This window comes from Corallococcus sp. AB030, from assembly GCF_003668965.1.
GTDB classification, from domain to species: domain Bacteria; phylum Myxococcota; class Myxococcia; order Myxococcales; family Myxococcaceae; genus Corallococcus; species Corallococcus exiguus.
In genome coordinates, this window is the sequence record NZ_RAWQ01000087.1 from 13,692 (window position 1) to 37,724 (window position 24,033).

The following is a 24,033-nucleotide window of genomic DNA, read 5'->3' on the forward strand; positions in this document are numbered from 1 at the left end:
CGTCACTCAGTACGTGACGCCGAACTTCGCGGCCTGCGTCTTCACGCTCTTCATCACGTTGGCGTCGAAGGCGTCCTCCTTGGTGGGGGCGTTCTTCGTGAGCCACTGGTCGCGCTCGGTGGCGAGCTTCGCGACCTTCTCCTCCAGCACCTTGCGCTCGGCGGACAGCTGCTTCACCTTCGCGGCCTGCTCCTCCTTCTTGAGGCCCTTGAGCTCCTGGGGCAGCTCGTCGTCCTTGAGGGTGCCGAGCGCGGTCGGCTTCTCCAGCAGGTCCACGCCGCCCGCGACAGCCGCGGGCGCGCTGCTCACCGCTCCGGCGCTGGCGGCGCTCTTCCCTGCCCCCCGGCTCTCCTTCATGAAGCTGATGCGGTCCGCGACGGCCTCCGCGGCCATGCTCTTGGTCGCCTCCGCGCGGGCGCGGTTCATGGCCTGGGCCTCCGCGCGGCCACCGTAGAGCGTCTTCGACGCCAGCTCCGCGTTCACCCGCGACAGCTCCGCGTCAAAGGGCGTGGCCACCGCCACCATGCCGCCCGCCGCGTCGATGGAGTCGAAGGTGCCGTCCGTCAGCTTCGCCACGTAGCGCCAGGACTCCTCCGTGGAGGAGTCCGAGCCGCAGCGCACCGTGTTCACCACGATGTGGCGCTCCTTCGCGCGCTTGGACCAGAGCTTGAAGTCCCAGGCGGCCTCGCGCTGGGCGGGGGGCGCGTCGCCCACCAGGAAGATGACCTTCATCACCTCGCGGTCCTGGTTCCACTTGAGCAGCGACACTGCCTCGCCCAGGCCGCGACCCACGTGCTCGGGGAAGTCCCCGCCCCCGTTCGCGTCCAGCTTGCGCAGCTCCGCGAACATGGAGTCCATGTCGTCGCTCAGGTCGAAGCGCTTCGTCACGTACGAGTCCCCCTGGTCGCGGTACGCCACCAGCGCCACCTTCAGGTGCGGCGTGGGCTTGCCCTTCGCGATGCGCGACGCGATGGAGAAGATCTTCTGCTTGGCGCCCTCCAGCAGGCCGCCCATCGACCCCGTCGTATCCAGCACGAACGCCACTTCGATTTCAGGCCGCGCCCCCTGCGGCTGGACCTGCGCGTCCTGGCCCTGCGCCTGCGCGCCCTGCCCCGTGGGCGCCTGGGGTCCGGTGGCCGGCGTGTCCGTGGGCTTCGTGGGCTTGACGGTCGCGGGCTTCTCGGCCGCGGGCTTCGCGGTGGTGGTGGCCGGAGTGCTGGCGGGCGTGACGGCCCAGGCGGAGGTGGCGGACAGACCGGTGGCGAGCGCGGCCGTCAGGACGGCCCGCGAGAGGGGCTTCAGGTTCATGGGTGTGGGCTCCTGGGGACTGCGCGGGGCGGGCACGTTCGCGCCGCCTGCTCCTGTAACGGACAGGCCCGCCGGAAGTTCTACGCACCCGATTGCACCCCTCCGGAACGGGCGTTACGCCCCGGGTCCGTGCGCGTCTGGGCGGCGGCTGCGCGCGGTCGCTGGAGGCCCACGTCGGGACTTATCTCGCCGCCTGTTCGTTGTTCCGCTGACGCCCGCCTTCCCCGGGGACGCTTGCGGGCCCTCGCGCCCCGGCCCCATGCTCACCCCTGCTTCGCCACCCCTGGAGCCCTCCCATGCCGCGTTCCCTCCCCCGTCTCGCCGTCCTCGCCTGCGCGCTGGCCCTGGGCTGCGGCGGCAACACGCCCTACTACCACCTGGATTGGGGAGGCGCGGACACCGTCACCGCCGCGCCCGGCGACTCCGTCCCCTATGACATCGCCATCCAGCGCATCGCGGACAACCTGGGTGAGGTGCGCGTGAGCGCGGCGATCTCGCCCGAGGGCGTCACCTTCGGCCCGGCGTTCTCCCTGCCGGAGGGGGAGACCATCGTCAGCACCACCGCCACCATCTCGGTGTCCAACAGCGTCACGAGCTACGGCGTGAACGCGCTGCAGCTCATCGCGGAAGACCCGGCCAACAACGTCACCGCCCGGGGCAACATCTCCCTGGTCATCCTGGCGCCGCCCGAGCCCCAGCCGGACTTCGCCCTCGCCGTGGAGCCCCGCCAGGTGAACGTGACGCCCGGCCAGTCCGCCCAGGTGACGGTGACGGTGACGCGCGCGGAGGGCTTCACCGGCGCGCTCACCCTCACGCTGGAAACCCCGGGCACGACGCGGCTGGGCGCCGACCCCGTCACCCTGGCCCCGGGCGAGACGACCGCGCAGGTGCGCGTCACCACGGACCGGTCGCTCTCCGCCCTGCCCTACGTGGTGAAGTTCGTGGCCACCGACGAGAGCGGGCGCGCCGCCAAGACGGGCTTCACCTTCAACCTGAACAACACCTGAGCAGGCCTTCAAGGCGCCCCGCGCCGCCCGGTGTCAGGCGCGGGGTACCAGCGGCGTCTCCGCGGCGCTAACTTGAGGACCGCCATGACGCCGCCGACCACCCCCATCGCACCCGCTCGACGCCAGGCCGCCCGGGAGGCCCTCTCCCTGGATGACGAGGCCCTGCTGAAGGTCTGCGACGTGGAGTTCTTCATCGCCTCCGGACCCGGCGGCCAGCACCGCAACACCACCGCCAGCGGCGTGCGCCTCTCCCACCCGCCCACGGAGCTGTCCGTCACCGCCACCGAGCGCCGCAGCCAGTCCCAGAACAAGGACGCCGCCGTGCGCCGCCTGCGCGCCGGCCTGCAGGCCCTCACCTTCGTCCCCAAGGTCCGCAAGGCCACCCGCCCCACCCTGGGCTCCAAGCGACGGCGCCTGGAGGACAAGAAGCGCACCTCCGAGAAGAAGGCCGGCCGGGGCGGCAAGGTCGCGGATTAGGCGACCCGGCCTCCGCCGCTATGCACGACGTGCGGACCTCGCAAGCTTTGCGTAGCCGCTGAGGTCGCCCACTCACAGCCACACGGTTTCTTTCCAAGGCTCCCCCCGCACGGGAGCCCTCCCACGCCGGGGCATACGGTGTGCACAGGCCAGGGGTGACCTCCGACCCCGAGGGGGTCAGTTGGCCTCCAACCCCCGGTGAACCCTTGGCCCCCATCACCCCCAGAATTTCCGCGGCGCGGCGAATCCTGCTGGGCCTGGCGCTGCTGACGGCGCTGCCGGCGTCCGCGACGGACATCGTCACCTTCAGCCAGGGCGCGCTCATCATCCCGGAGCAGGCCACCTTCCAGCAGGGCTGTGGAAGCCTGTCGGCCTACGGCCTGGTGTGGCGCCTGTTGCAGTCCAACGAGGCGGGCGGCTTCAACGCCAACCACCCGGTGACGGTGTACCTGGCCATTGATGACACGAAGCGGTCTCCCAACCGCTGCGTGCCCACCAACAAGCACCTGCCGCCCCTGCCGCACAACGGCCAGTGGAACGACCCCAGTTGGAATGACGGCTGTGACTTCCACATCTCCCGCGCGGACGCGGCGCCCGTCGTGCCGGTGCCGCCCCTGCAGGCGCTGCCCCCGAGCGGCCTGTTCCCCGAAGCGAACATCGACAACTTCACCACCAACCCCGCCCAGGCGCGGCCGAACTTCACGGCCACCACGCTCAGCACCGCCAGCGGCTTCCGCGACGTCCAGTACATGGGCGGCGCGTTCATCATCGACGCGAAGGACGCGAAGAACGCGCTCGACTTCCTGAACTCCTCCGCCGGAGCGGACGCGCCGAAGAAGTTCCGCACGACGTGCAGCTGCAACAGCTTCAGCAACGGCATCGGCTGCTTCTACGTGCGCATGCACCAGGCCACCATCGAGTTCAACGCGCCCATTGGCCGGCGGTTGAACCGCGTGCCCCCGAAGATCGCCCTGCTGGACCTGGACGACGACAACGCGGTGGACAAGTCGTTCGTGAAGGGCGGCATGCTGGACGACTACCTGCGCAACGCGGGCCTGGACTTCAACGGCGCGGGCGGCTGCCCGCAGGGCACCACCAGCGGCTGCACCCTCAACGGCGGACAGCCCGGCCTCATCTACGACGCGCTCCACGCCAACGCGGACCTCATCTCCACCACGGCGTTCCCCAACGGCCTGCTCAACGCCGTGGACCCCGTCACCCTGCGCCCGCGCTACCGCGTGTTCTGGGCGCCGCACTGGCAGATTGGCGACAGCACCCGCCCCGCGTACCAGTCCAACGGCGACGGCGCCGGCAACCAGGCGGAGAACGTCCTCAACAACATCGCCTACTTCACCAACCAGCGCGGCAACGGCCTGTTCGCCGAGTGCACCAGCATCTGGTCCTACGAGCACACCGACAAGGTGGGCGGAGGGCTGGTGCCTTCCACGCGCTTCCAGGGCGACGTCAACTTCGAGAAGAACAAGCTGGGCAACAGCGGCAAGAACTGGGACGGCCGCAACTGCACGGACCCGGACTACATGAACGAGTCCTCGCCCCGGCCCGCCTGCATCATCTACCCCAACCCGGGCGACCCCTTCTCCCAGCTGGGTGACTTCCGCTTCAACAACGTGGCGGGCGAGACGGAGAACTACCGGACGACCTTCAAGAACGGCGTGCGCCGGCTGGCGGTGAGCTGGGTGAACTACGCCGCGGGCAACCAGTACGACAACCCCGCGCACGTGGCGGCGAACGCCCTTCGCGGCAACGACTTCTTCTCCTTCAACCAGAAGGACAATGATCCGCAGAAGGCGACCATCGTCTACCTGGCGGGCCATGACTTCAAGGACAGCGTCGCGGGCACGCGCATCGTGCTCAACACGCTGCTCAACCTGGGAAGCGAACCGCTGCAGAGCGAGCGCACCGTGTCCGCGCCCGTCGCGCTGGACGACACCAACGGCAGCGACACCAACGGCTCGCGCGCCCTGCTGTTCAAGACGTCCTACAACGCCGTGACGGGCTACCCGCCCGGCGCGGACACGTACACGCCCGCGCAGGGCTCGCACTGGGTGTTCCCCTACTACCCGGGCACGCTGCGCGCGCACTCGCTCATTGGCGGGGACGCGCTGTCCACGGGGGAGAACTCGCTGTCCGACGGCACCCTGTGGAACGCGGACGCGCGCATGCCCGCGCCCGGCGACCGCAACCTCTTCACCTACTTCGGCGGCGAGGTGACGGTGAACCCGACGCTGGCCGCCGGCCGCACCGCGCCGCACGGGGTGATGCAGGTGGGCTGGAAGCCGGAGGAGGTCTCCGGCACGCGCATCAACAGCAACTACGGCTCGGTCCCCAACGCTGGCTGCGTGGACGAGCTGAAGCTCGGCCGCGCCACGGAGCGCGACGGCAGCTTCCGCTACGACTTCGTGAAGGGCCCGGACGGCGTCTGCGACCTGCAGCAGGCGACGCAGTACTCGCCGCAGCTGGCCGGGGCGGACTTCGGCGTCGCCAACGAGGTCATCAACAAGCTGCAGCTGGGCGTGGACTTCAACGCGGTGGCGATGATGCTCCAGCGGGTGCGCGGCTACTGCTACGCCACGGTGTCCGGCAACGACGGCGCCGGCGAGACGCCCATCCTCGAGCCCTCCGTCACCCAGTGCAACAACGAGGACGCGGACAACAAGGCGCACCTGGGCGGCTTCATCCACTCGTCGCCCGTGGTGGTGACGGCCAGCCCGCTCATCCAGGACACCACCGCCGCCCGTCCCACGGTGGCCTACGCGGCGGGCCTGGACGGTCAGGTGCACGCGTTCTACGTCTCCGGCGGCGCGCGCTATGACGGCCCCGCGCAGAGCCTGAACTTCCCCAACCCGGACGCCAGCGCGCGCTTCAAGACGGACTTCGCCCAGCGCTTCCGCTCCGGCACCACGCCCCCGCCGGGCACGGAGCTCTGGAGCTTCCTGCCGGCCACGCAGCTGGCGGGCCTGCGCAACAACACCGCGCGGGTGAACAGCGCGCCCGCCGTCTTCGACGTGTTCGCGGACTTCGTGGGCACCGGCCGCCGCGAATGGCACACCGTGCTCGTCGCCAACGTGGGCCAGACGGGGCGCGACCTGTTCGCGCTGGACGTCACCAACCCGCTCAAGCCCGTGCTGCTGTGGCACCTGGTGGGCAGCCACTACGCCACCTCCAGCGCGCCGAACTCCGCGGTGGCGCTGGCGGACAAGGGCCAGGGCGGCATGGATTGGACGTACACCTGGGACGAGGACTCGAGCCTCTTCCTGCTGCCGCCGCGCGCGGACCCGGGCCGTCAGCCGAGCGGCCTCTATGACTACAGCGGCCTGGGTGGCTCGCGCGGGCTGTCCGTGGGCGTGGGCCGGCTGGGCATGGAGCCCGTGTACGCCGTCTTCGTCGCCTCCAGCAGCTCCGGCGCGCTGCCGGTGCCGGGCTCGCCCGGCTCTCCCGCCAAGGGCGTGCAGGTGTTCGCCATCGACGTGGCCACCGGCCAGAAGCTGTGGCAGTGGCAGCAGGCCTATACCAGCAGCGTGGACAACAGCGCGCCCGCCGCGCCCACCGTGTCGCAGGACTCGAGCGGCGCCGCGCGCCTCTACGTGGGCGACATGGAGGGCAAGCTCTGGGAGCTGGACGCGTCCACCGGCGTGAACATCAACGTGGCGCGCATGGGCCCCGCGTGCTCGGAAGCCGCGCCCTGCAAGTACACGGCGATGAACATTGGCGGGCTGCCCGTCACCAGCCAGCCCATCAGCACCAACGTGGGCCTGGCGCGCATTCCGCTCGACGCGGCGAACGCCTCCGCCTTCAGCCAGTACAAGGGCAAGGTGGTGGCCCTGGTGGGCACCGCCGGCATGGACTGGGTGCCGGACACGGTGGGCGGCCGCTTCCACGCGCTGCTCCTGGACGCGGGCCTCCGGCTGCCCCTGGGCACGGACGGCTATCGGCTGGACGGCTCGCCCATCAACGCGAACCTGGCCCACACGGAGGCGAACACCTTCGGCGTGCTCCAGGAGCCCGCGCCCTTCCCGCTCATCTTCCCGGCGCCCGAGCACGTCTACGGCAACATCACCATCGCCGGGCGCACCGCGTACTTCAGCACCGCGGAGGAGTCCGTGAACGACCCCATGCTGCTGAGCGCGTCCGTTGGCGGCCACACCTACAGCATCGACCTGGGCAATACAGCGACCACGCAGGCGGGCATCCAGCCCATGAGCGGCGCGACGCTGGCCAACTACGGCGGCGTGGCCGTCTACCACCGCGACAGCGGCGGCGCGTCCACGGACTTCGTGGTGGGCGCGGAGGTGAGCGCCCTGCGCGTCACGCGCATCGACAACGCGACCAACACCGGAGCCTCCAGCCCCAACGCGAAGGACTCCGTGGACGGCAACAACGGCGTGCTCTACCAGCTCCTCAACTGGAGCCAGAGGTTCCTCGAATGAGAGCCCTTCCCTCTTCCGCCGCCCGGCGCGGCAGCAGCCTGTTGGAGGTGCTCATCGCCACGTGCGTCCTGGCGCTGGCCGCCGTGGGCGCGGTGATGGGCATGGTGGCCGCCACCCGCGACGTGAAGGACGGCCAGGTGCTCCAGGGCCGGCGCATGCTGCTGGAGGCGCGCGTGCAGCGGCTGTGGCTCGCGTCCAAGATGGAGCTGGCCAACCAGGCCATCCCCCGTCCCGCGCTCTTCCCCGCGGACGTGGCGCTGGCCACGGCGCCCTGGGTGCTGGACCCCAGCACGCCGCAGACGGGCGACATCGGCACCGGCGCCTACTTCCGCGTGCGCCCCACGGGCCAGGTGGAGCCCGCGCTGGACGTGCCCGCCGGCACGCCCTGCACCACCGTCACCCCGGACACGGTGCTGCCCCGAGACGTCTACTGCCGCGAGGTCCTGGTGACGCAGGGGCTGCCCAAGGACCTGCCGCCCGCGGCCCAGGCGATGGTGCCCGCCGGGGCCCTGCCCTTCACCTTCTGGACGCGCGCGTACCGCAAGGGCGACAGCCTGGACCGCGCCATCGTGCACAGCGAGGTCTTCGTCCAATGAGGAGCCGGCTGAAGTTCCGGACGAAGCTTCGGACCAATGCACGCGGCATGACGCTGCTGGAGACGATGGTGGCCGCGACGCTCACGGCCATCGTCCTGGCGGCGGCCACGGCGCTGCTGCTGGCGGGCGGGCGCGTGGTGCACAACACGGAGCACGTGGCGGACAGCCACGACCACGCGCGGCTCGCGGGCGAGACGCTGCTGTCTGCGGTGCGCCAGGCCGGCGCGGGCATGTCCGAGGGCCTCTGGGTGGTGTCCGGCGGCACGCCCCTGCGCATCAACTCCGTCTTCGGCGGGGACGGCGCGGGCACGGGCGTGCTCGCCGCCACCACGACCGGCAATGCGCCGGGCACGAACGGCAGCGACGACCTGTGGCTGGTGGTGCCGGACCGCAACTACCTGGGCCGCGACTGCGCGCCGGGCGCGGCGATGACGGTGGTGAAGCCGGGCACCGGCGCCCTGGAGGTCAACTGCGCGGGCACGCTCTCCGGCACCGCGCCCGCCAACCCCATGCTGGTGGCCAGCAACATGAAGAGCGCCGCGCTGCTCACCCAGACGTCGGTGACGAGCAGCCCGCCCACGGCCACGGTGAACTACCTGGAGACCGGCGTGTCGGGCTTCTCCAACGCGCCCCACAAGGGCGGCTTCCAGAAGGGCGACCTGGTGTACCCCGTGCGGCTCCTGCACTTCTTCATCGGCACGAACGCGAACAACGGCCGCAAGGCGCTGATGCGCGCGGAGGGCATCCCCGGCAGCGACGTGTCCGGGCGCCCCTTCGTGGACATGGCCGACCCGGTGGTGGTGCAGGACTACGTGGAGGACTTCCAGGTGACGTTCGGCATCGACGCCACCAACACGGGCGACCCCACCCGCTACGACTTCCAGAACGGCCTCAGGCCCGAGTACACGCCGGGCCTGCGCTCGGTGCGCATCAGCGTGGTGGCCACCGGCCGCTCGCCCCGGCGCGACACGCAGAGCAAGGACGTCCTGACCGCGGACCTGCCCATCGCGGTGGAGAACCACACCCCGCCCGCGGCCCCCGCGGACGGATACTTCCGCAGCCTCTTTTCGCGCCGGGCGGAGCTGCCCAACCTGGCCGCCGCCAGCCTGTGAGTCCATCCTCCGTGAGGCCCTCCGCCATGTCCCCACGCGCTTCGTCCCGTTCCCCCCGCGGCGCCACGCTGCTGCTCGTCGTGCTGCTCGTCACCGTGCTCCTGGGCCTGGTGGCGGGCGTGATGTCCTACGCCAGCAGCGAGCGCACGCGCGCCGTGACGTCCAGCCGCGCGGGCCAGCGTCAGGGCTGCGCGGAGAGCGGCCTGCAACTGGCGCGCGGCTACTTCGGCCGCAACTACGCCCAGTGGAACACCTTCCTGAGCACGCCGGACGCCTACGACCCCATCGCCTCGCCCACCAACACCGCGCCCGCCAACCCGCGCACCGCCGCCGGCCGCGCGGCCATCAAGACGGTCAACCCCGCGCTGTTCGCGGACCTGGACGGCGACGGCAAGGACGACGTGTACCTCTACATCCGGGACAACGAGGACGAGTTCAAACCGCTCGCCCCGGAGTGGAACCGCGACAATGATCAACAGGTGGTGGTGGGCGCCATCTGCATCAGCGAGACGCTGATTCCGCGCCGGGGTGGCAACAACCAGCACGACCCCAGCGCGCTCGCCGTGGAGGGCATCCTCCAGTACAACGGCGGCGGCCACGCCTACACGGCGCAGACGGCGGGCGGCACGGGCTCCGGTAACCTCAACCATTGAGCCGTCCGCGGGGCGTGAGAAGCTTCCGCCCATGCCCACGCTCGAAGACGCCATCGCCCTGGCGGTGGCCGCGCACCAGGGTCAGCGCGACAAGGCAGGACAGCCCTACATCCTCCACCCCATGCGGGTGATGCTGCGCCTCGCCTCCGACGCGGAGCGCACCGTGGCCATCCTCCACGACGTGGTGGAGGACACGCCGTACACGCTGGAGCGCCTGCGCGGCATGGGCTACCCGGAGGACGTGCTGTCCGCCCTGGACTGCCTGACGAAGCGCGAGGGCGAAAGCTACGAGGCCTTCATCGAACGGCTGCGTCCCCACCCCCTGGCCCGCCGCGTGAAGCTGGCGGACCTGGAGGACAACATGGACGTGCGCCGCCTGAAGGACGTGACGCCGAAGGACGCCGAGCGCCTGTCGCGCTACGTGGCCGCCTGGACGCGCCTGCGCGCGGAGTAGCCGCCAGAAAGACGACGGCCCGGCGACCCTCCCGAGAAGCGAGGGCGGCCGGGCCGCGAAACCAGCGGGTGCTGTCCGCTACGCCTTGGCGAGCTGCCGCAGCACGTACTGGAGGATGCCGCCGTTGCGGTAGTAGTCGAGCTCGTTGGGCGTGTCGATGCGGCACACCGCGGTGAACTCGATGGGGCCCTTCTCACCAACGGCCTTCACGGTGAGCTTCTTCTGCGGCGAGAGGCCGTCCGCGACGCCGGTGATTTCGAACGTCTCGTGGCCGGTGAGGCCCAGCGACTGCGCGTCCTGGCCCGCCTCGAACTGAAGGGGCAGCACGCCCATGCCCACGAGGTTGGAGCGGTGGATGCGCTCGAAGCTCTTCGCGATGACGGCCTTCACGCCCAACAGCTGCGTGCCCTTGGCCGCCCAGTCGCGGCTGGAGCCCGTGCCGTACTCGGCGCCGGCCAGCACCACGAGCGGGATGTTGTCCGCCTGGTACTTCATGGACGCGTCGTAGATGCTCATCCGCTCACGCGTGGGGATGTGCACCGTGACGCCGCCCTCCACGCCCGGGACCAGGAGGTTCCTCAAGCGGATGTTGGCGAAGGTGCCGCGCACCATCACCTCGTGGTTGCCGCGGCGCGCGCCGTAGGAGTTGAAGTCCTTGGGCTCCACGCCCTCCGCCATGAGGTACTTCGCCGCGGGGCTCGTCTTGGCGATGTTGCCCGCCGGGGAGATGTGGTCCGTCGTGACGGAGTCACCCAGGAGCGCCAGCACGCGCGCGCCCTTGATGTCCTGCACGGCCTTGGGCTCCTTCGGGAGGTTCTCGAAGAAGGGCGGCTTGCGCACGTAGGTGGACTTCTCATCCCACTTGAACGTGGAGCCCTTGCCCACCGGCAGCTGCTGCCAGAGCGTGTCGCCTTCCATGGCGTTCGCGTACTGGCTGCGGAACTGCTCCGGCTTCACGGCCGTGCGGATGGTCTCCTTGATCTCCTCGTTGGACGGCCAGATGTCCTTGAGGAACACCGGGCGGCCGTTGGGGTCCGTGCCCAGCGGCTCGTTGTCCAGGTCGCGGCCCACTTCACCGGCCAGCGCGTACGCCACCACGAGCGGGGGGCTCGCCAGGTAGTTCATGCGCACGTGCGGGTTGATGCGGCCCTCGAAGTTGCGGTTGCCGGACAGCACCGCCGCCACCACCAGGTCGCCCTCCACCACCGCGTTGGACACGGACTCCGGCAGCGGGCCGGAGTTGCCGATGCAGGTGGTGCAGCCGTAGCCCACGACGTGGAAGCCCACGGCCTCCAGGTAGGGCAGCAGGCCCGCGTCGCGCAGGTACTCGGTCACCACGCGGCTGCCCGGGGCCAGGGACGTCTTCACCCAGGGCTGCGGCTTGAGGCCCTTCTCCACGGCATTCTTCGCCAGGATGCCCGCGGCCACCAGCACGGCCGGGTTGGACGTGTTGGTGCAGGAGGTGATGGACGCGATGACCACCGCGCCATGGCCCACCTGGTAGCTCTGCTTGCCCGCCTTCACGGTGACGGACTGGGCCAGCCGCTCCGGGGCCACCGGGGCCGCGGGGGCCTTCGCGCCCTTGGGACCCTCGTCGTCCTCGCCCTTGCTCTTGCCGGCGGACAGCATCTCCACGAGCGACGCCTCGTACCCGGCCTTCATGTCCTTCAGGGGCACGCGGTCCTGCGGACGCTTGGGGCCCGCCAGGCTGGGCACCACGGCGGCCAGGTCCAGCCCCAGCGTGTCGCTGAAGAGGGGCTCCTGGGCGCCGGCGTTGAGCCACAGGCCCTGCTCCTTCGCGTACGCCTCCGTCAGCGCCACCACGTCATCCGGGCGGCCGGTGAAGCGCAGGTAGTTGCAGCTCTCCTCGTCCACCGGGAAGAAGCCGATGGTGGCGCCGTACTCCGGGGCCATGTTCGCGATGGTGGCGCGGTCCGGCAGCGACAACGCCTTCAGGCCTTCGCCGTAGAACTCCACGAACTTGCCGACGACGCCCTTCTTGCGAAGCATCTGCGTGACGGTGAGCACCAGGTCCGTGGCCGTGGCGCCCGCGGGCAGCTTGCCGGTGAGCTTGAAGCCCACCACCTGCGGAATCAGCATCGTGATGGGCTGGCCCAGCAGCGCCGCCTCCGCCTCGATGCCGCCCACGCCCCAGCCCACCACGCCCAGGCCGTTGATCATCGTGGTGTGGCTGTCCGTGCCCACCAGCGTGTCGGGGTACACGGTGCTGCCCTGACGGAACGTCACCTGCGCCAGGAACTCCAGGTTCACCTGGTGGCAGATGCCGATGTCCGGCGGCACCACGCCAAAGCCCTTGAACGCGCTCTGGCCCCAGCGCAGGAAGGCGTAGCGCTCGCGGTTGCGCTCGAACTCCAGCTCCGCGTTCTCCTTGAAGGCCGCGGTGGTGGCGAACGAATCAATCTGCACCGAGTGGTCGATGACCAGGTCCGCCGGGTTGCGCGGGTTGATTTTCGCGGGATCACCGCCCATGGCGGCGAGCGCCTCGCGCATGGCGGCCATGTCCACGACGGCGGGCACGCCGGTGAAGTCCTGGAGCAGCACGCGCGCGGGGTGGAAGGAGATCTCCGTCTCCGGGGCCGCCTTGGGGTCCCAGGCGAGCATCTTCTCGATGTGCTCGCGCTTGACGACGCGGCCGTCCTCATTGCGCAGCAGGTTCTCCAGCAGCACCTTCAGCGAGAACGGGAGGCGGTTGACCGCCGGGTGGGCCTTCGCCAGCGTGGCCAGGCTGAAATAGTCGTAGGTCGCCGAGCCCACCTTGAGCTGGGCCTTGGTGCCGAAACTGTCCGTCATGTGCGTTGCCGTCCTTCCGTGCCGGAATGACGCAACTTCTAGGCGTGTCCCCCCCGGCATGCAAAGGGTTCCTGCACTGCGTTGAAGGCGGTGGACGGTTGGTTCGGACCCCGGGCCTACAGACCCGCTCAGAGCACCTTGCGGAAGAAGTAGAGCACCCGCTCCACGGCCTTCTGCCAGAGGGGACGGCGGCGGAAGGCGGCCAGGTCCACCTCGCGACAGTTGCCGCAATCCAGGCGGAACGAGTCCTCCAGGTCGCGACCCAGCCGGGGGTCCGCGAAGACGGCGTTGACCTCGTGGTTGAAGGCCAGTGACAACCGCTCCAGGTTGAACGACCCGATGGTGCCCCACACGCCGTCCACGACGGCTGTCTTGGCGTGCAGCACACCCCGGCGCCACTCGAAGATGCGGATGCCGGCGTCCATCAGCGGCTCGTAGAAGGCGCGCGTCGCGTGCTCGAGGAACGGGTGGTCGCTCTTGCCCCCGTTGAGCAGCAGGCTCACCTCCACGCCCCGCTTCGCCGCGTCCTTGAGCGCGGCCACCATGCGCCGGTCCGGCACGAAGTAGCCCGCGGCGATGAGCACGCTGGCCCGCGCGCGCTGGATGGCGTGCAGGTACGCGCGGTGGATGCTGCGGCGGCTGGACAGCACCGCCAGCCCCACGTCGCCCTTCCGGGGGCGGGCCTCCAGCGCCTGGGCTCCGCCGCGGATCCGCCGGCGCAGCCGGCTCAGGCGGTCGCGGAACATCATCCGCCACGTGGCCAGGAAGCGCCGCTCCAGCTCATGCACCGCGGGGCCTTCAATCCGCAGCACGTCGTCGCGCCACGCCACGCCCTGCCCCTCCGGGGCCCAGTGCGCCGCGATGTTCACCCCGCCCGTGAAGGCCACCGTGCCGTCCACCACCAGAATCTTCCGGTGGTCCCGGCGCAGCAGGTGGCGCAGCCCGCGCTGGAGGCTGAAGGGTTTGAAGGCCCGCACGTCCACGCCGCGCTGGCGCAGGCCCTCGAAGAAGCTCCTGCGGCTGGTCCACGAGCCCACCGCGTCGTAGAGCACCTTCACGTGCACGCCGCGCTCGGCGGCCTCCGCCAGCGCCTGGCCGAAGAGCTCGCCCACCGCGTCGGTGACGAACATGTACGTCTCCAGGCGGATGGAGCGGCGCGCCCGGCGGATGGCCTCCAGCATTTCCGGGTAGGCCTCCACGCCGTCGCGCAGGAGCCGGCACGCATTGCCCTGGAGGGTGGGGTGGCGCTGCGGCAGGTAGTACCGGGCGAGCAGGCGCCGCGACACCCCGGCGCTCCACACCGGGCCATGCTCCGGCACCGGTCCCGGCGAGCGCGCCGCTGGAACCAACCCCTCAGTCCGCCCGTCCTCCCCCGCCAGCTCACGCATCACCCCACTCAGGGTGGGAACGGAGGGAGGGACCGGCAACCCGGACGGGCCCCGCCCGCCTCCCTGGCGGGGTTGCACCGTCCAGTAGACGACGGCTCGCTACAAGCCGAACTCGACGCGCTTGTTCTCCGCGCGCGTGGCGCACGGCTGGTCGTACTCGGGGAAGTACTCGCGCATGTGGTCCAGCGTGGAGGCGGCCTGCTTGAAGTGGCCCTGGTTGTAGTAGCCCTCCACCTCCAGCAGCAGCTTGGAGCAGGTGCGATCCAGCTCCTGCTGGGCGCGCTTCATGAACTCCTGGGCCTCGAAGTAGAGGTCCGGCTTGGGGTCCGGGTGGGCCTCCAGCATCAGCCACGCCTCGCGAAAGGACTTCCACGCCTCGTAGCGGTTGCGCGCGCCGATGTCCGGCGTGTCGAAGTTCTTGCGGCCCTTCTTGAAGGACTCGTTGGCCGTCTGCACCAGTTGCTGCGTGGACAGCTGCTCCGGCAGCAGCGCGCGCTCCACCCAGACGTTCCACACGCGCCAGGTGTCCTCGCCCGGCGGGTTGCGGGTGTTGTCGAAGATGATGCGGTTGGGCTCGCCCTTGCGCAGCTGCTGGGGCGGAATCATCAGCTCCAGCGAGCGCTCCTGGCTGGCCAGCGTGTCCGGGGGCACCTTGCCCACGTCCACGCCGTTGACGCTCACCACCACCTCGTCCTTGGAGATGCCCTGGGCCTGGTAGTGGAGGATGACCACCGCGCGCGTCGCGGCGACGAACTCCCACTCGAAGACCTTCATGTCCGGCCGGTTCCAGGTGACGCCGTCGCCCAGGCCGAACGAGTCCGTGATGGGCTGGTTGGACAGGCGCACGGGCTCCTCGCCCTTCTGCACCTGGGTGTCGCCGCCCAGCACCAGCCAGTACATGAGGGCGAAGAGGCCCAGCACCACCACGCCGCCGCCGGCCATCACGCCCGCGCGGACCTTGGAGCTCGCCTCCGCCCAGAACAGGCGCAGGTTGGCCACCAGGCCCGGCGTCTCACGGCGGATGCGGGCGCGCTCGGCCGCGGACAGGCCACCACCGCCACTGCTGCTGCTGGCGCCACCGGCGCGGGGCGTGCGGGCCACGGCGCGGGAGGACTGGGAACCGGTGCGGCGCGCGGGCGGGGGCGCGGGAGCGGGCTTTTCGATGGCCGCCGGGGCGTCCTCTTGCGGAGGCGGCTCCTGCGGCACGGCGCGCTGGGCGTTGGAGGTGGGACGGCGGATGGCGCGCATGTTCATGCGCGTGGACTCCGCCCGGATGCCCTGCAGGTCCTCCTCGTCCGCGCCCTCCGGCACGAGCGAGGCGGCGGCCTTCTTGTTGCGCTGCTTGCGCAAGGAGTCGATGGAGACGATGCGCGTGCTGTTGGCGCCGTCCTCCGCGGGCTTCTCGTCCTCGCCGGTGGTCGCTTCCTCCGCGGCGATCGCGAAGAGGAACGTCACCGGGCCCAGCGTGAGCGTGTCGCCGTCCGTCAGCGTCTGCTTCTGCACGGCCGCGCCGTTGATGAGCGTCCCGTTGGCGCTCTTCTGGTCCTCCACCGCGTAGCCGCCTCCGTCCTGGAAGATGCGGCAGTGGCGGCGGGAGATACCAGGGTCGTACAGCACCACGTCGCACTCGGAGGTGCGCCCGATGAGCACGGAGTCCTGGTCGAAGACGAACTCCTTGCCGGCGTCTTTTCCCTCGGAGATCGTCAGTTGGAAGGCCATGTCGTCCTAGGAGCCTATCGAGGCATGTACGGCTCGGGCAACGGCGGCGCGCGCGCTCGCCGGCTCCAGCACCTCCGCCTCTCCACCGAAGGATAGCACCCACTGCGTGAGCCAGCGCTCACTGTCTCCGGCCACCCGCACCTCCACCCCTCCGTCAGCAAGCGGGCGGGCGTCCTGGCCGAAGCGCTCCTTCACGTAGGGTGCCGCCGTGGGGGTGAAGCGCACCCGGACGGAGGCCTCGCTGGCGCCGCGTGCCGGGTTGGGTACGTCCGCGCGGGCGTCCGGCGGGGGCTGGAAGGCCGTGGTGGTGACGGCCAGGTCCTCCATGCGGTCCAACCGGAACAGGCGTGCGTCCTGGCGGGTGTGGCAGAAGCCCTGGAGGTACCACTGGCCCCGGTGGCTGAGCAGTTCGTAGGGGCGGACCCGGCGCGGTTCCGCCGGGCGGCCGGGGCTGGCGTACCCGAACGTCACCTCCAGCCGCTCCAGGATGGCCCGGGTGAGTGGCCCCAGCGCCGGGGGCGCGTCCGCGGAGGCGTCGATCTTCCGGTACATCTCCCGGAAGCGCTCGCGGGCGGCGGGCGGGATGATGTTCTCCAGCTTGGTGAGGGCGCTCTGGAGCGCGTCGCCGGTGGCCGGGCGCAACAGCTCCGCCGCGGCGGCCAGGGCCGCGGCCTCGCCCGCGGTCAGCCGGGGCGGCGCGAACAGGCGCTGATCCAGGTCCACGTAGACGCGGTCGTTGTCCACGTAGATGTCGATGTAGTCGTCCGGGTTGAAGGGCGGCCGGCCCACGCAGGTGAGCAGGTCCAGTTCCTCCAGCAGGTCCTCGCGGCTGATGTTGAGGGCCTTGGCCAGGGCCTCCACGGTGACGCCGGGGTGCTTCGAAACGTAGGGGACGAGGAACAGCAGGCGGCGCAGCCGCTCGTGGACGTTGCTCATGCGCTCACCCGCTGACCTTCCACCGGCGCGTGCTTCGCCAGGATGTTCGCGGCCATCCGCTCCAGGCGCTCACGCGCCTCCGGAGGCCCCTCCACACGGCAGTCCTGCCCCAGCGACAGGACGAAGCGCGTCAGCCCGTCCAGGAACGTCACCGGGAAGCGGGCCCGCACCACGCCCTCCGACACCGGCTCCAGCGCCGCGCCCGGGAACAGCGAGCCCGCGCGCGAAGCCTGCGGCCCCGTCAGCTGGAGCGTCACCTCCAGCGGTTCGTGGAAGCGGTACTGCCAGGGGAAGTACGCCACGTGGGCGTCCAGCGAGAAGTCCGCCGGCACCTCGAAGTCCGGCGTGCGCGGCCGGGCGGTGTTCACCTTCAGCTCGCGGATGCGGTGGACGTGGAAGGTGCGCAGGCCCTGGCGCAGGTGGCAGTAGCCCACCAGCGTCCACACGCCGCGCCGCAGCGCCAGGCCGTACGGGTCCACGCGCCGCTCCGTGACGCCGTCCTTGCGGGGGCTGCCGTAGGTCAGCTGCACCCACTTGTGGGCGGAGCACGCATCCCAGAGCTGCTCCAGGCGGGCGGAGACCTCCTTCTCCTGGCCCTGCTGCCCGGTGCCCAGCTCCATGCGCACACGCGGGGTGGGCAGGGATTCGCCGGCGAAGAAGCCGATTTTGCGCAGCGCGTGCGCCAGGTCGTCGCGGCCGGGGAACGCGCCGGACGCCAGCGCGGCGGACCCGGCGGCGTAGAGCACGGCCAGCTCCTCCTTCGTGAGGTCCGCCTCCGGCAGGTAGTAGACGTTGCGGTCGACGAGGTAGCCGTCGCGCCGCTCGTCGTCCCCCTGCACGTAGCTCAGCGGGAAGCCCAGCTCGACGAGCTCCGCCTTGTCGCGCTCGAATTTGCGCTCCGCGGCATCATCCGAGCCACCGTAGTCAGCGGGGAAGTGCTCACGCAGCTCGGCCCACGAGATGGGTTCCCGCGCGTCGAGCAACAGTGCCACGAGATCAAGGATGCGTTCCGTGCGGTCCATTCAGGTGATCGGTGACCATGGCGGACAGGACCCGGGAGATCAAGAGACCGGGGACTTCCGGGGTGGGAGAAAGGGGCAGGCCTGGAAACGAACAGAAAGGGAACAGCGGAGGGCACTGGCTCCGTCCAAGGGGGGATAGCCGCCCCAACCTGAACAGGCAAGCAGGTACCATCATGTACCCCTCGTTTCGTCCGCAAGCCAGCAGACAACCCCGGGTGTGGGGCTCGCACTCGGGGCGCGTCTGGGTTATTCCTTGGCCATTGTCGATTTGGGTGAGAAGCGACAGCGGGCCTCCTGGAGGCTTTGCTGTCTGCCGTGGGGCCGACGCGGCGGACCGATGCTTTGACGAGGGCTCGACCATGGACCGCACCTCCCTGCTGAAGAAGTGGCTTCCCGGGCTGGCGCTGGTGCTGCTGGCCTTCGTCTCCGCCCCGGCGCACGCCCGCTCCGAACCGCTCTACTTCGCGCTGGAGGTCCGGCGCGACGGCCGGCTGATCGCCCAGCCCAAGCTGCTGGGTGAAGCGGGCCGCACCCTTCGCGCCGAGCGCCGCCGTCCGGGCGCGACCGTGCCGGACTACCGGCTGGTGCTCACGCCCAAGGGCGAGGGCGACTCGTTCCAGCTCCAGGTGGACCTGTCCCTGCCGGAAGGGGAAGGCCACTCGCAGCTCGCCCTGCTGCACGGCCAGGAGCGCAAGCTCCAGCTGGGCCGGGTGCCTGGGGAGCTGGAGGTTTCGCTGCTCCTGATGAAGGTGGACTCCCCGGAGTTCCGCGCGCTGATGCGCCTGACGGAGCCGGCGACCGGCACGGTGAAGTCCGTCTCCTGCTCCATCTAGGCGGCCTTTGCGTGGACCGCGGCTACAGCACCGCCAGGTCGTCGCGGTGCACCGCTTCATCCAGGTAGCGGTAGCCCAGCACCGCCTCGATGTCCGTGCTCCGCCGCCCGGCGATGCGCCTGAGCTCGTTGGCGTCGTAGGTGGACAGCCCCCGGGCGAACACCATCCCGGCCGCGTCCGTCAGGTCCACCGGGTCTCCCCGGCCGAAGTCCCCCTCCACGCCCGTCACGCCGCTGGGCAGCAGGCTGCGCTTGCCGGTGACGATGGCCTCCTTCGCGCCCGCGTCCACCACCAGCCGGCCCCGGGGCCGGAGCGCGTGGGCGATCCACGCGGTGCGCGCGCTGCGGCGTCCGGCGGGCTCGAAGAGCGTGCCCACGGCGTCCCCCTGGAGCACGCCACGCAGGCGGCCGGGCACCGCGCCGGAGGTGATGACGCAGGGGATGCCCAGCTCCGCGGCGCGAGCGGCGGCGCGCACCTTGGACGCCATGCCTCCCGTGCCCACCTCGCTGCTGGCGTCGCCGGCCAGGGCCAGCACGTCCGCGGTGACGCGCGGCACGGCGGGCATCAGGCGGGCTTCGGCGTCCTTGCGCGGGTCGGCGGTGTAGAGGCCCTCCACGTCCGACAGGAGGACCAGCGCGTCCGCCTCCACCACGCCGGCCACCAGGCTCGCCAGCGTGTCGTTGTCGCCGAACTTCAGCTCGTCCACGGACACGGTGTCGTTCTCGTTGATGACCGGCACCACGCCCGCGGCCAGCAGGCGCTCCAGCGTGTGCTTCACGTTGAGGTAGCGGCGGCGCTCCTGCACGTCCTCGTGGGTGAGCAGCACCTGGGCCACCGTCCGGGCCGCGTGACCGAACGCCTCCTCGTACGCCTGCATCAGGCGGCTCTGCCCCACCGCCGCGCACGCCTGCTTGCCTGGGATGTCCCGGGGGCGCGCGGGCAGCCCCAGCCGCTCCATGCCCAGGGCGATGGCGCCGCTGGACACCACCACCAGCTCCCGGCCGCCGGCGGCCCACAGCAGGTCCTGCCCCAGCGCGTCGAAGTGGGCACGGTTGAAGCGGCCCGTGGCGCTCGTCAGCGCGTTGGTCCCAATCTTCACCACCACGCGGCGGGCCCCGCGCAAGGCGTTGCGTGCGGAATCAGTCACAGGGGCAGCGTAGGCTGGAACGGGAAAGGACGCGCGTGGCCGGTTGTTCACCAGGCTGCGAGACACACCGGCTGGGGGGCTTTGTCATGAAACGCGGGTGGCCCCAGTCCATCCAATGCCTTGAATGCAGCGCGGGTCGTTCGATGTCCGCGCCAGGAGAAACGGTTTGAAGGAAATCTTCGGCAACACCCTGGGCCTGAAGTCGAGCGAGCAGCAGCGGCTGCGCAACACCTTCCGCCGCCGCGTGGATCCGCGCGAAATCGTGTCCGCGGAGCTTGCCCGCCACCTCACCGAGCTGTCGCACGAGCTCAACCGTCAGGTGGGCGTCCTCATCAACCGAAAGGGCGACATCGAGCACGTCGTGGTGGGCAACGCGCACAAGCTGGAGCTGCCGGACATCGGCCGTGCGCGCGCCGGACAAATCCGTCTGCGTGGCCTGCGGCTGGTGCACACGCACCTGAAGAGCGAACCCCTGACGAAGGACGACCTCACGGACCTCGCGCTCCTGCGCCTGGACTGCGTGGCGGCCGTGGGCGTGGGCAACGAAGGCCTGCCCGGCGTGCTGCACTGGGCCTACCTGGTGCCGGAGAACGGCGCGGGCGAGTTCTGGCACGTGTCCACCCTGCCCTCCGTGCACGTGGAACAGCCGGACCTGCTGTCCACGCTGGACGCGCTGGAGGAGGAGTTCAACCGCAAGGCCGCCGCGCGCACCGTGTCCGGGAAGGAGCGCGCCATCCTGGTGGCGGTGTGCCTGGACGGCAACCGCGCCCGGGCGGAGTCCTCACTCGCGGAGCTGAAGGAGCTGGCGCGCACCGCGGGCGTGGAGGTGGTGGACAGCGTGCTCCAGATGAAGCGCGAAGCGGATCCGCGCTACCTCATCGGCCGGGGCAAGCTGGAGGACCTGAACCTGCGCTCCATGCAGTCCATGGTGGACCTGCTCATCTTCGACAAGGACCTCACCCCGTCGCAGGGCCGCCACATCGGAGATGCGACGAGCCTCAAAATCCTGGACCGCACGCAGCTCATCCTGGACATCTTCGCCCAGCGCGCGCAGACGGCCGAGGGCAAGCTGCAGGTGGAGCTGGCGCAGCTGAAGTACCGGCTGCCCCGGCTGGTGCAGGGGGATGACTCGCTCAGCCGCCTCATGGGCGGTGGCGTGGGCGGCCGCGGCCCGGGTGAGACGAAGCTCGAAATCGACCGTCGCCGCGTGCGCGAGCGCATCACCAACCTGGAGCGCCGCATCGACGTCATCAGCCGCGAGCGCAGCGTCCGCCGGGCGCAGCGCAACCGGCGCGAGGTGCCGGTCATCTCCATCGTGGGCTACACCAACGCGGGCAAGTCCACGCTGCTCAACGCCATCACCAACGCGGAGGTGCTGGCGGAGGACAAGCTGTTCGCCACGCTGGACCCCACGAGCCGGCGGCTGCGCTTCCCGCAGGAGCGCGAGGTCATCATCACCGACACGGTGGGCTTCATCCGGGACCTGCCCAAGGACCTGGTGGCGGCCTTCCGCGCCACGCTGGAGGAGCTGTACGACGCAAGCCTCCTGTTGCACGTGGTGGACGCGAGCGACCCGGCGCGCGACGACCAGGTGGAGGCGGTGGAGAAGATCCTCGCCTCGCTGGGTTTGATGGAGAAGCCGCGCCTGATGGTGTGGAACAAGGCGGACCAGCTGTCCGCGGACGAGGTGGAGTCGCTCTTGCGCTCCCTGGGCGGCGTGGCCATCAGCGCGGTGAAGCGCGAGGGCCTGTCCACGCTCCTGGCCAAGGCGGACATCACCCTGTTCGCCGAGGGTGCGTCCGAGTCCATCGGCGTCGTCTGACGGTGGGCGGGTTGTCGGCGCGGGGGCCCTCCCCGTAGAGTCGGGGGGCCTTGGCTCCCGCGCTGAAACTGCTCATCCCTTTGTTGACGGCCCAAATCGAAGGCCTGCCCGGACAGGACTCCGGGCCGGACTACGACCGGCCCGTCTCGTCCATCACCACCGGCTACATCGAGCTGCTCGAGAAGAACAGCCACATCGTCTACCCGGTCATCGCCGTGGTGACGCTGCTGCTCATCGGCTGGGGCATCCTGTCCGCGTGGAGAACGCAGGACATCGACGGCCTGCAGAAGAACGAGTTCAAGCGCGCCATCATCAACCAGCTGCGCAGCAACATCAGCGGCATGCCCGGCGACATGCTGGGCCGCACCATCGGGTTGGACCGGCTCAAGACGAACCGCCTGCTAGAGGAGATGCAGACGGAAGGACTCGTCCTGAGCCACACCAACTCCGAGCGGCTCACCGTGTGGCGCGTGCGCGGCGCGGGCCCCGAAGCGAAGCCGCGCCGCTACTAGCGCCTCGCGGCGTCTTCAGACGCCGGACAGCTCCGACTTCGGCTGGCGCGTCATCAGGTCCACGACGGCCATCTTGGCGTTCTTGCCCTCATAGGCGATGAGGTAGACCTGCTCGCAGATGGGCAGCTCCACGCCCGTCTTGAGGGACAGGTCGCGCGCGCTCTTGGCGGTCTTCACGCCCTCGGCGACCTCCTTCATCTCCGCGAGGATGTCCGGCAGCTTGCGGCCCTTGCCCAGCTCCATGCCCACGTGGCGGTTGCGGCTGAGCTCGCCCGTGCAGGTGAGCACCAGGTCGCCCATGCCGGACAGGCCGGAGAGCGTCAGCGGGTTGGCGCCCTTGCGCACCGCGAGCCGCGTAATCTCCGCCAGGCCGCGCGTGATGATGGCGGCCCGCGCGTTGTGGCCCATGCCCAGGCCGTCCGCCATGCCCGCGGCGATGGCGATGACGTTCTTCAGCGCGCCGCCGTACTGCACGCCCACCACGTCCGTGGACGTGTACGAGCGGAAGGTGTCCGTCTGGAGCGCCTTCTGACAGCGCTGGGCCACCTTGTCCCAGTGCGACGCGATGGTCACCACCGTGGGCATGCGACGGGCCAGCTCCTTGGCGAAGCTGGGGCCGGAGAGCACCGCGACGTACGGGTGGAACTCCTCCGGCAGACAGTCCTCCAGCAGCTCCGTCATGGTGAGCAGCGTGCCGTTCTCGATGCCCTTGGACACCGTGACGAGCGGCACGCTCTTGGGCAGGAAGTCCTTGGCGCGCGCGAGCACCTCACGGGTGGCGTGGCTGGGCGTGGCGAGCACCACCATCTCCGAGCCGGCCAGCGCCTCCTCCAGGTCCGTGGTCGCGCGCACGCGCTCGGAGAGGGGGATGCCCTTGAGGTAGGTCGCGTTCTCGTGGTGGGTGTTGATGGCCTCCACGGCGGAGGGCTCACGGCCCCACAGGCGGACTTCGTCGCAATTCACCGCGAGCACGTTGGCGAGCGCCGTTCCGAACGAACCTGCACCGATGACACTGCCGCGCATGAGCTGACCTCGGGTCGAGAGGGGGAAGGGGGATTTCAGAACAGCGTGGACACCACGCCCACGGACAGCGTGGGCATGAACTCCGCGTCCGAGGAGCGGCTGCGGAAGTCGCCACCGAACGAGACAGCGTAGGACGTCTTCTCACCCACGGGAAACTCCGCGCCCAGCCGGACGAGGACGGACGCATCCAGCTTCCACGCGGGCGGCACACCGGACAGCGGATCCTTCTGGATGGGGTCCATGTCGAAGGCCATCAGGGCGCGGACATCCAGGTACGGCCGCCACGCGCGCGGGCTGTCGCCCTGGAAGGACGCCACCAGCCCGGGGGCCACGTTCCAGTCGCGCCGGCCGCTCAGGTAGCGCGCGCCCTTGTCCTCGGTGTCCGGGGGACGCAGGAAGAACGCGTGGCCGCCGTCCACCACGAAGGCGAGGCTGACGTTGTCGCTGTCCAGGAGGGTGAAGCGGACGCTGGCGCGCAGCTCGGTCATCAGGCCGTAGACGGTGTCCACGCCCAGCCCCAGGTCCAGGTGCTCCAGCACGCCGTACATGCCGCGCGCGGACACGAAGGGGAAGCCCAGTTCCATGCCCACGCCCGCGTGTCCGGAGCCCAGCGACCGGCCGCCGTAGAGCCCGTAGCGGTTGGGGGCCTGGGGTGGAGGCGGCGGACGGGGAGCCTTGACGCGACGGTGCGCGGATGGCGGCTCGGCGAGTGGCGGCGGAGCGTGGGCTAGGCTGCCTGCCTTCCTCCACCATGCGCCTCCCCGG

The 24,033-nt window shown here is 70.5% G+C and carries 19 protein-coding genes; 10 read left to right on the forward strand and 9 right to left on the reverse strand.

Translation table 11 applies throughout. The annotated features are described in order from the left end of the window. Nucleotides 1-6 precede the first annotated feature (6 nt). Nucleotides 7-1,308, reverse strand: a complete 1,302-nt coding sequence (locus D7Y15_RS21105) for a VWA domain-containing protein (protein ID WP_121753725.1) — start codon at nucleotides 1,306-1,308, stop codon at nucleotides 7-9. A gap of 296 nt (nucleotides 1,309-1,604) precedes the next feature. On the opposite strand from D7Y15_RS21105, the gene D7Y15_RS21110 reads away from it, so the two are divergent. The 7 genes from D7Y15_RS21110 to D7Y15_RS21140 all read left to right on the forward strand — a co-directional run bounded on the left by D7Y15_RS21110 (nucleotide 1,605) and on the right by D7Y15_RS21140 (nucleotide 10,055). After that, on the forward strand, nucleotides 1,605-2,315 hold the full coding sequence (locus D7Y15_RS21110; RefSeq protein WP_121753726.1) for a hypothetical protein: 711 nt from the start codon (nucleotides 1,605-1,607) through the stop codon (nucleotides 2,313-2,315). 84 nt (nucleotides 2,316-2,399) lie between these two features. After that, complete coding sequence (locus tag D7Y15_RS21115; protein ID WP_120598980.1) at nucleotides 2,400-2,792, forward strand: peptide chain release factor-like protein; 393 nt, start codon at nucleotides 2,400-2,402, stop codon at nucleotides 2,790-2,792. Nucleotides 2,793-2,998: 206 nt separating this feature from the next. Continuing rightward, on the forward strand, nucleotides 2,999-7,240 hold the full coding sequence (locus D7Y15_RS21120; RefSeq protein ID WP_121753727.1) for a hypothetical protein: 4,242 nt from the start codon (nucleotides 2,999-3,001) through the stop codon (nucleotides 7,238-7,240). Further along, the gene (locus tag D7Y15_RS21125; protein ID WP_120576856.1) at nucleotides 7,237-7,836 is read left to right on the forward strand and encodes a type II secretion system protein; all 600 of its coding nucleotides are present in this window, start codon (nucleotides 7,237-7,239) and stop codon (nucleotides 7,834-7,836) included. The genes D7Y15_RS21120 and D7Y15_RS21125 overlap by 4 nt, the downstream gene beginning before the upstream one ends. Then, nucleotides 7,833-8,948, forward strand: a complete 1,116-nt coding sequence (locus tag D7Y15_RS21130) for a PilW family protein (protein ID WP_121753728.1) — start codon at nucleotides 7,833-7,835, stop codon at nucleotides 8,946-8,948. The genes D7Y15_RS21125 and D7Y15_RS21130 overlap by 4 nt, the downstream gene beginning before the upstream one ends. Before the next feature lie 26 nt (nucleotides 8,949-8,974). Further along, nucleotides 8,975-9,601, forward strand: coding sequence for a hypothetical protein (locus D7Y15_RS21135; protein ID WP_121753729.1), 627 nt, complete (start codon nucleotides 8,975-8,977; stop codon nucleotides 9,599-9,601). A 31-nt stretch (nucleotides 9,602-9,632) separates the two neighbouring features. Next, nucleotides 9,633-10,055: an HD domain-containing protein gene (locus D7Y15_RS21140; protein WP_120576859.1), complete on the forward strand. Its 423-nt coding sequence runs from the start codon at nucleotides 9,633-9,635 to the stop codon at nucleotides 10,053-10,055. A 78-nt stretch (nucleotides 10,056-10,133) separates the two neighbouring features. Here the strand turns inward: D7Y15_RS21140 and acnA are convergent, their stop codons facing one another. The 5 genes from acnA to D7Y15_RS21165 form a co-directional block, all read right to left on the reverse strand. Then, complete coding sequence (gene acnA, locus D7Y15_RS21145) at nucleotides 10,134-12,866, reverse strand: aconitate hydratase AcnA (protein WP_121753730.1); 2,733 nt, start codon at nucleotides 12,864-12,866, stop codon at nucleotides 10,134-10,136. 128 nt (nucleotides 12,867-12,994) lie between these two features. Beyond that, nucleotides 12,995-14,254, reverse strand: a complete 1,260-nt coding sequence (locus tag D7Y15_RS21150) for a phosphatidylserine/phosphatidylglycerophosphate/cardiolipin synthase family protein (RefSeq protein ID WP_121753731.1) — start codon at nucleotides 14,252-14,254, stop codon at nucleotides 12,995-12,997. Between the two features lie 99 nt (nucleotides 14,255-14,353). Then, complete coding sequence (locus tag D7Y15_RS21155; protein ID WP_121753732.1) at nucleotides 14,354-15,973, reverse strand: FHA domain-containing protein; 1,620 nt, start codon at nucleotides 15,971-15,973, stop codon at nucleotides 14,354-14,356. A gap of 6 nt (nucleotides 15,974-15,979) precedes the next feature. Then, a complete protein-coding gene (locus D7Y15_RS21160) occupies nucleotides 15,980-16,909 on the reverse strand; it encodes a YafY family protein (protein WP_120599465.1) in 930 nt (309 codons plus the stop codon). Next, the gene (locus D7Y15_RS21165) at nucleotides 16,906-17,931 is read right to left on the reverse strand and encodes a YafY family protein (protein ID WP_120576864.1); all 1,026 of its coding nucleotides are present in this window, start codon (nucleotides 17,929-17,931) and stop codon (nucleotides 16,906-16,908) included. Before D7Y15_RS21165 ends, D7Y15_RS21160 begins: the two co-directional genes overlap by 4 nt. Nucleotides 17,932-18,290: 359 nt before the next feature. Here D7Y15_RS21165 and D7Y15_RS21170 point away from each other — a divergent pair, with 359 nt between their 5' ends. After that, the gene (locus D7Y15_RS21170; RefSeq protein WP_120576865.1) at nucleotides 18,291-18,764 is read left to right on the forward strand and encodes a hypothetical protein; all 474 of its coding nucleotides are present in this window, start codon (nucleotides 18,291-18,293) and stop codon (nucleotides 18,762-18,764) included. A gap of 22 nt (nucleotides 18,765-18,786) precedes the next feature. On the opposite strand, the gene proB is transcribed toward D7Y15_RS21170, so the two are convergent. Further along, the gene (gene proB / locus D7Y15_RS21175) at nucleotides 18,787-19,911 is read right to left on the reverse strand and encodes a glutamate 5-kinase (RefSeq protein ID WP_121753733.1); all 1,125 of its coding nucleotides are present in this window, start codon (nucleotides 19,909-19,911) and stop codon (nucleotides 18,787-18,789) included. A 166-nt stretch (nucleotides 19,912-20,077) separates the two neighbouring features. On the opposite strand from proB, the gene hflX reads away from it, so the two are divergent. Together hflX and D7Y15_RS21185 are read left to right on the forward strand one after the other, a co-directional pair. After that, the gene (gene hflX / locus D7Y15_RS21180; protein ID WP_169827771.1) at nucleotides 20,078-21,733 is read left to right on the forward strand and encodes a GTPase HflX; all 1,656 of its coding nucleotides are present in this window, start codon (nucleotides 20,078-20,080) and stop codon (nucleotides 21,731-21,733) included. A 50-nt stretch (nucleotides 21,734-21,783) separates the two neighbouring features. Then, the gene (locus D7Y15_RS21185; RefSeq protein WP_233605040.1) at nucleotides 21,784-22,245 is read left to right on the forward strand and encodes a hypothetical protein; all 462 of its coding nucleotides are present in this window, start codon (nucleotides 21,784-21,786) and stop codon (nucleotides 22,243-22,245) included. A 15-nt stretch (nucleotides 22,246-22,260) separates the two neighbouring features. Here the strand turns inward: D7Y15_RS21185 and D7Y15_RS21190 are convergent, their stop codons facing one another. Together D7Y15_RS21190 and D7Y15_RS21195 are read right to left on the reverse strand one after the other, a co-directional pair. Then, nucleotides 22,261-23,268 carry an NAD(P)H-dependent glycerol-3-phosphate dehydrogenase gene (locus D7Y15_RS21190; RefSeq protein ID WP_121753734.1) on the reverse strand — a complete coding sequence of 336 codons (1,008 nt, stop codon included), beginning with the start codon at nucleotides 23,266-23,268 and terminating at the stop codon, nucleotides 22,261-22,263. Nucleotides 23,269-23,303: 35 nt separating this feature from the next. Next, a partial coding sequence (locus D7Y15_RS21195) for a hypothetical protein (RefSeq protein WP_199745958.1) occupies nucleotides 23,304-24,033 on the reverse strand: 730 nt, incomplete at its 5' end.

Coding starts and splice junctions, on each gene's coding strand:
- D7Y15_RS21105 (WP_121753725.1), bottom strand. CDS start 1,308: ATGAACCTGAAGCCCCTCTCGCGGGCCGTCCTGACGGCCGCGCTCGCC.
- D7Y15_RS21110 (WP_121753726.1), top strand. CDS start 1,605: ATGCCGCGTTCCCTCCCCCGTCTCGCCGTCCTCGCCTGCGCGCTGGCC.
- D7Y15_RS21115 (WP_120598980.1), top strand. CDS start 2,400: ATGACGCCGCCGACCACCCCCATCGCACCCGCTCGACGCCAGGCCGCC.
- D7Y15_RS21125 (WP_120576856.1), top strand. CDS start 7,237: ATGAGAGCCCTTCCCTCTTCCGCCGCCCGGCGCGGCAGCAGCCTGTTG.
- D7Y15_RS21130 (WP_121753728.1), top strand. CDS start 7,833: ATGAGGAGCCGGCTGAAGTTCCGGACGAAGCTTCGGACCAATGCACGC.
- D7Y15_RS21135 (WP_121753729.1), top strand. CDS start 8,975: ATGTCCCCACGCGCTTCGTCCCGTTCCCCCCGCGGCGCCACGCTGCTG.
- D7Y15_RS21140 (WP_120576859.1), top strand. CDS start 9,633: ATGCCCACGCTCGAAGACGCCATCGCCCTGGCGGTGGCCGCGCACCAG.
- acnA (WP_121753730.1), bottom strand. CDS start 12,866: ATGACGGACAGTTTCGGCACCAAGGCCCAGCTCAAGGTGGGCTCGGCG.
- D7Y15_RS21150 (WP_121753731.1), bottom strand. CDS start 14,254: ATGCGTGAGCTGGCGGGGGAGGACGGGCGGACTGAGGGGTTGGTTCCA.
- D7Y15_RS21155 (WP_121753732.1), bottom strand. CDS start 15,973: ATGGCCTTCCAACTGACGATCTCCGAGGGAAAAGACGCCGGCAAGGAG.
- D7Y15_RS21160 (WP_120599465.1), bottom strand. CDS start 16,909: ATGAGCAACGTCCACGAGCGGCTGCGCCGCCTGCTGTTCCTCGTCCCC.
- D7Y15_RS21165 (WP_120576864.1), bottom strand. CDS start 17,931: ATGGACCGCACGGAACGCATCCTTGATCTCGTGGCACTGTTGCTCGAC.
- D7Y15_RS21170 (WP_120576865.1), top strand. CDS start 18,291: ATGGACCGCACCTCCCTGCTGAAGAAGTGGCTTCCCGGGCTGGCGCTG.
- D7Y15_RS21190 (WP_121753734.1), bottom strand. CDS start 23,268: ATGCGCGGCAGTGTCATCGGTGCAGGTTCGTTCGGAACGGCGCTCGCC.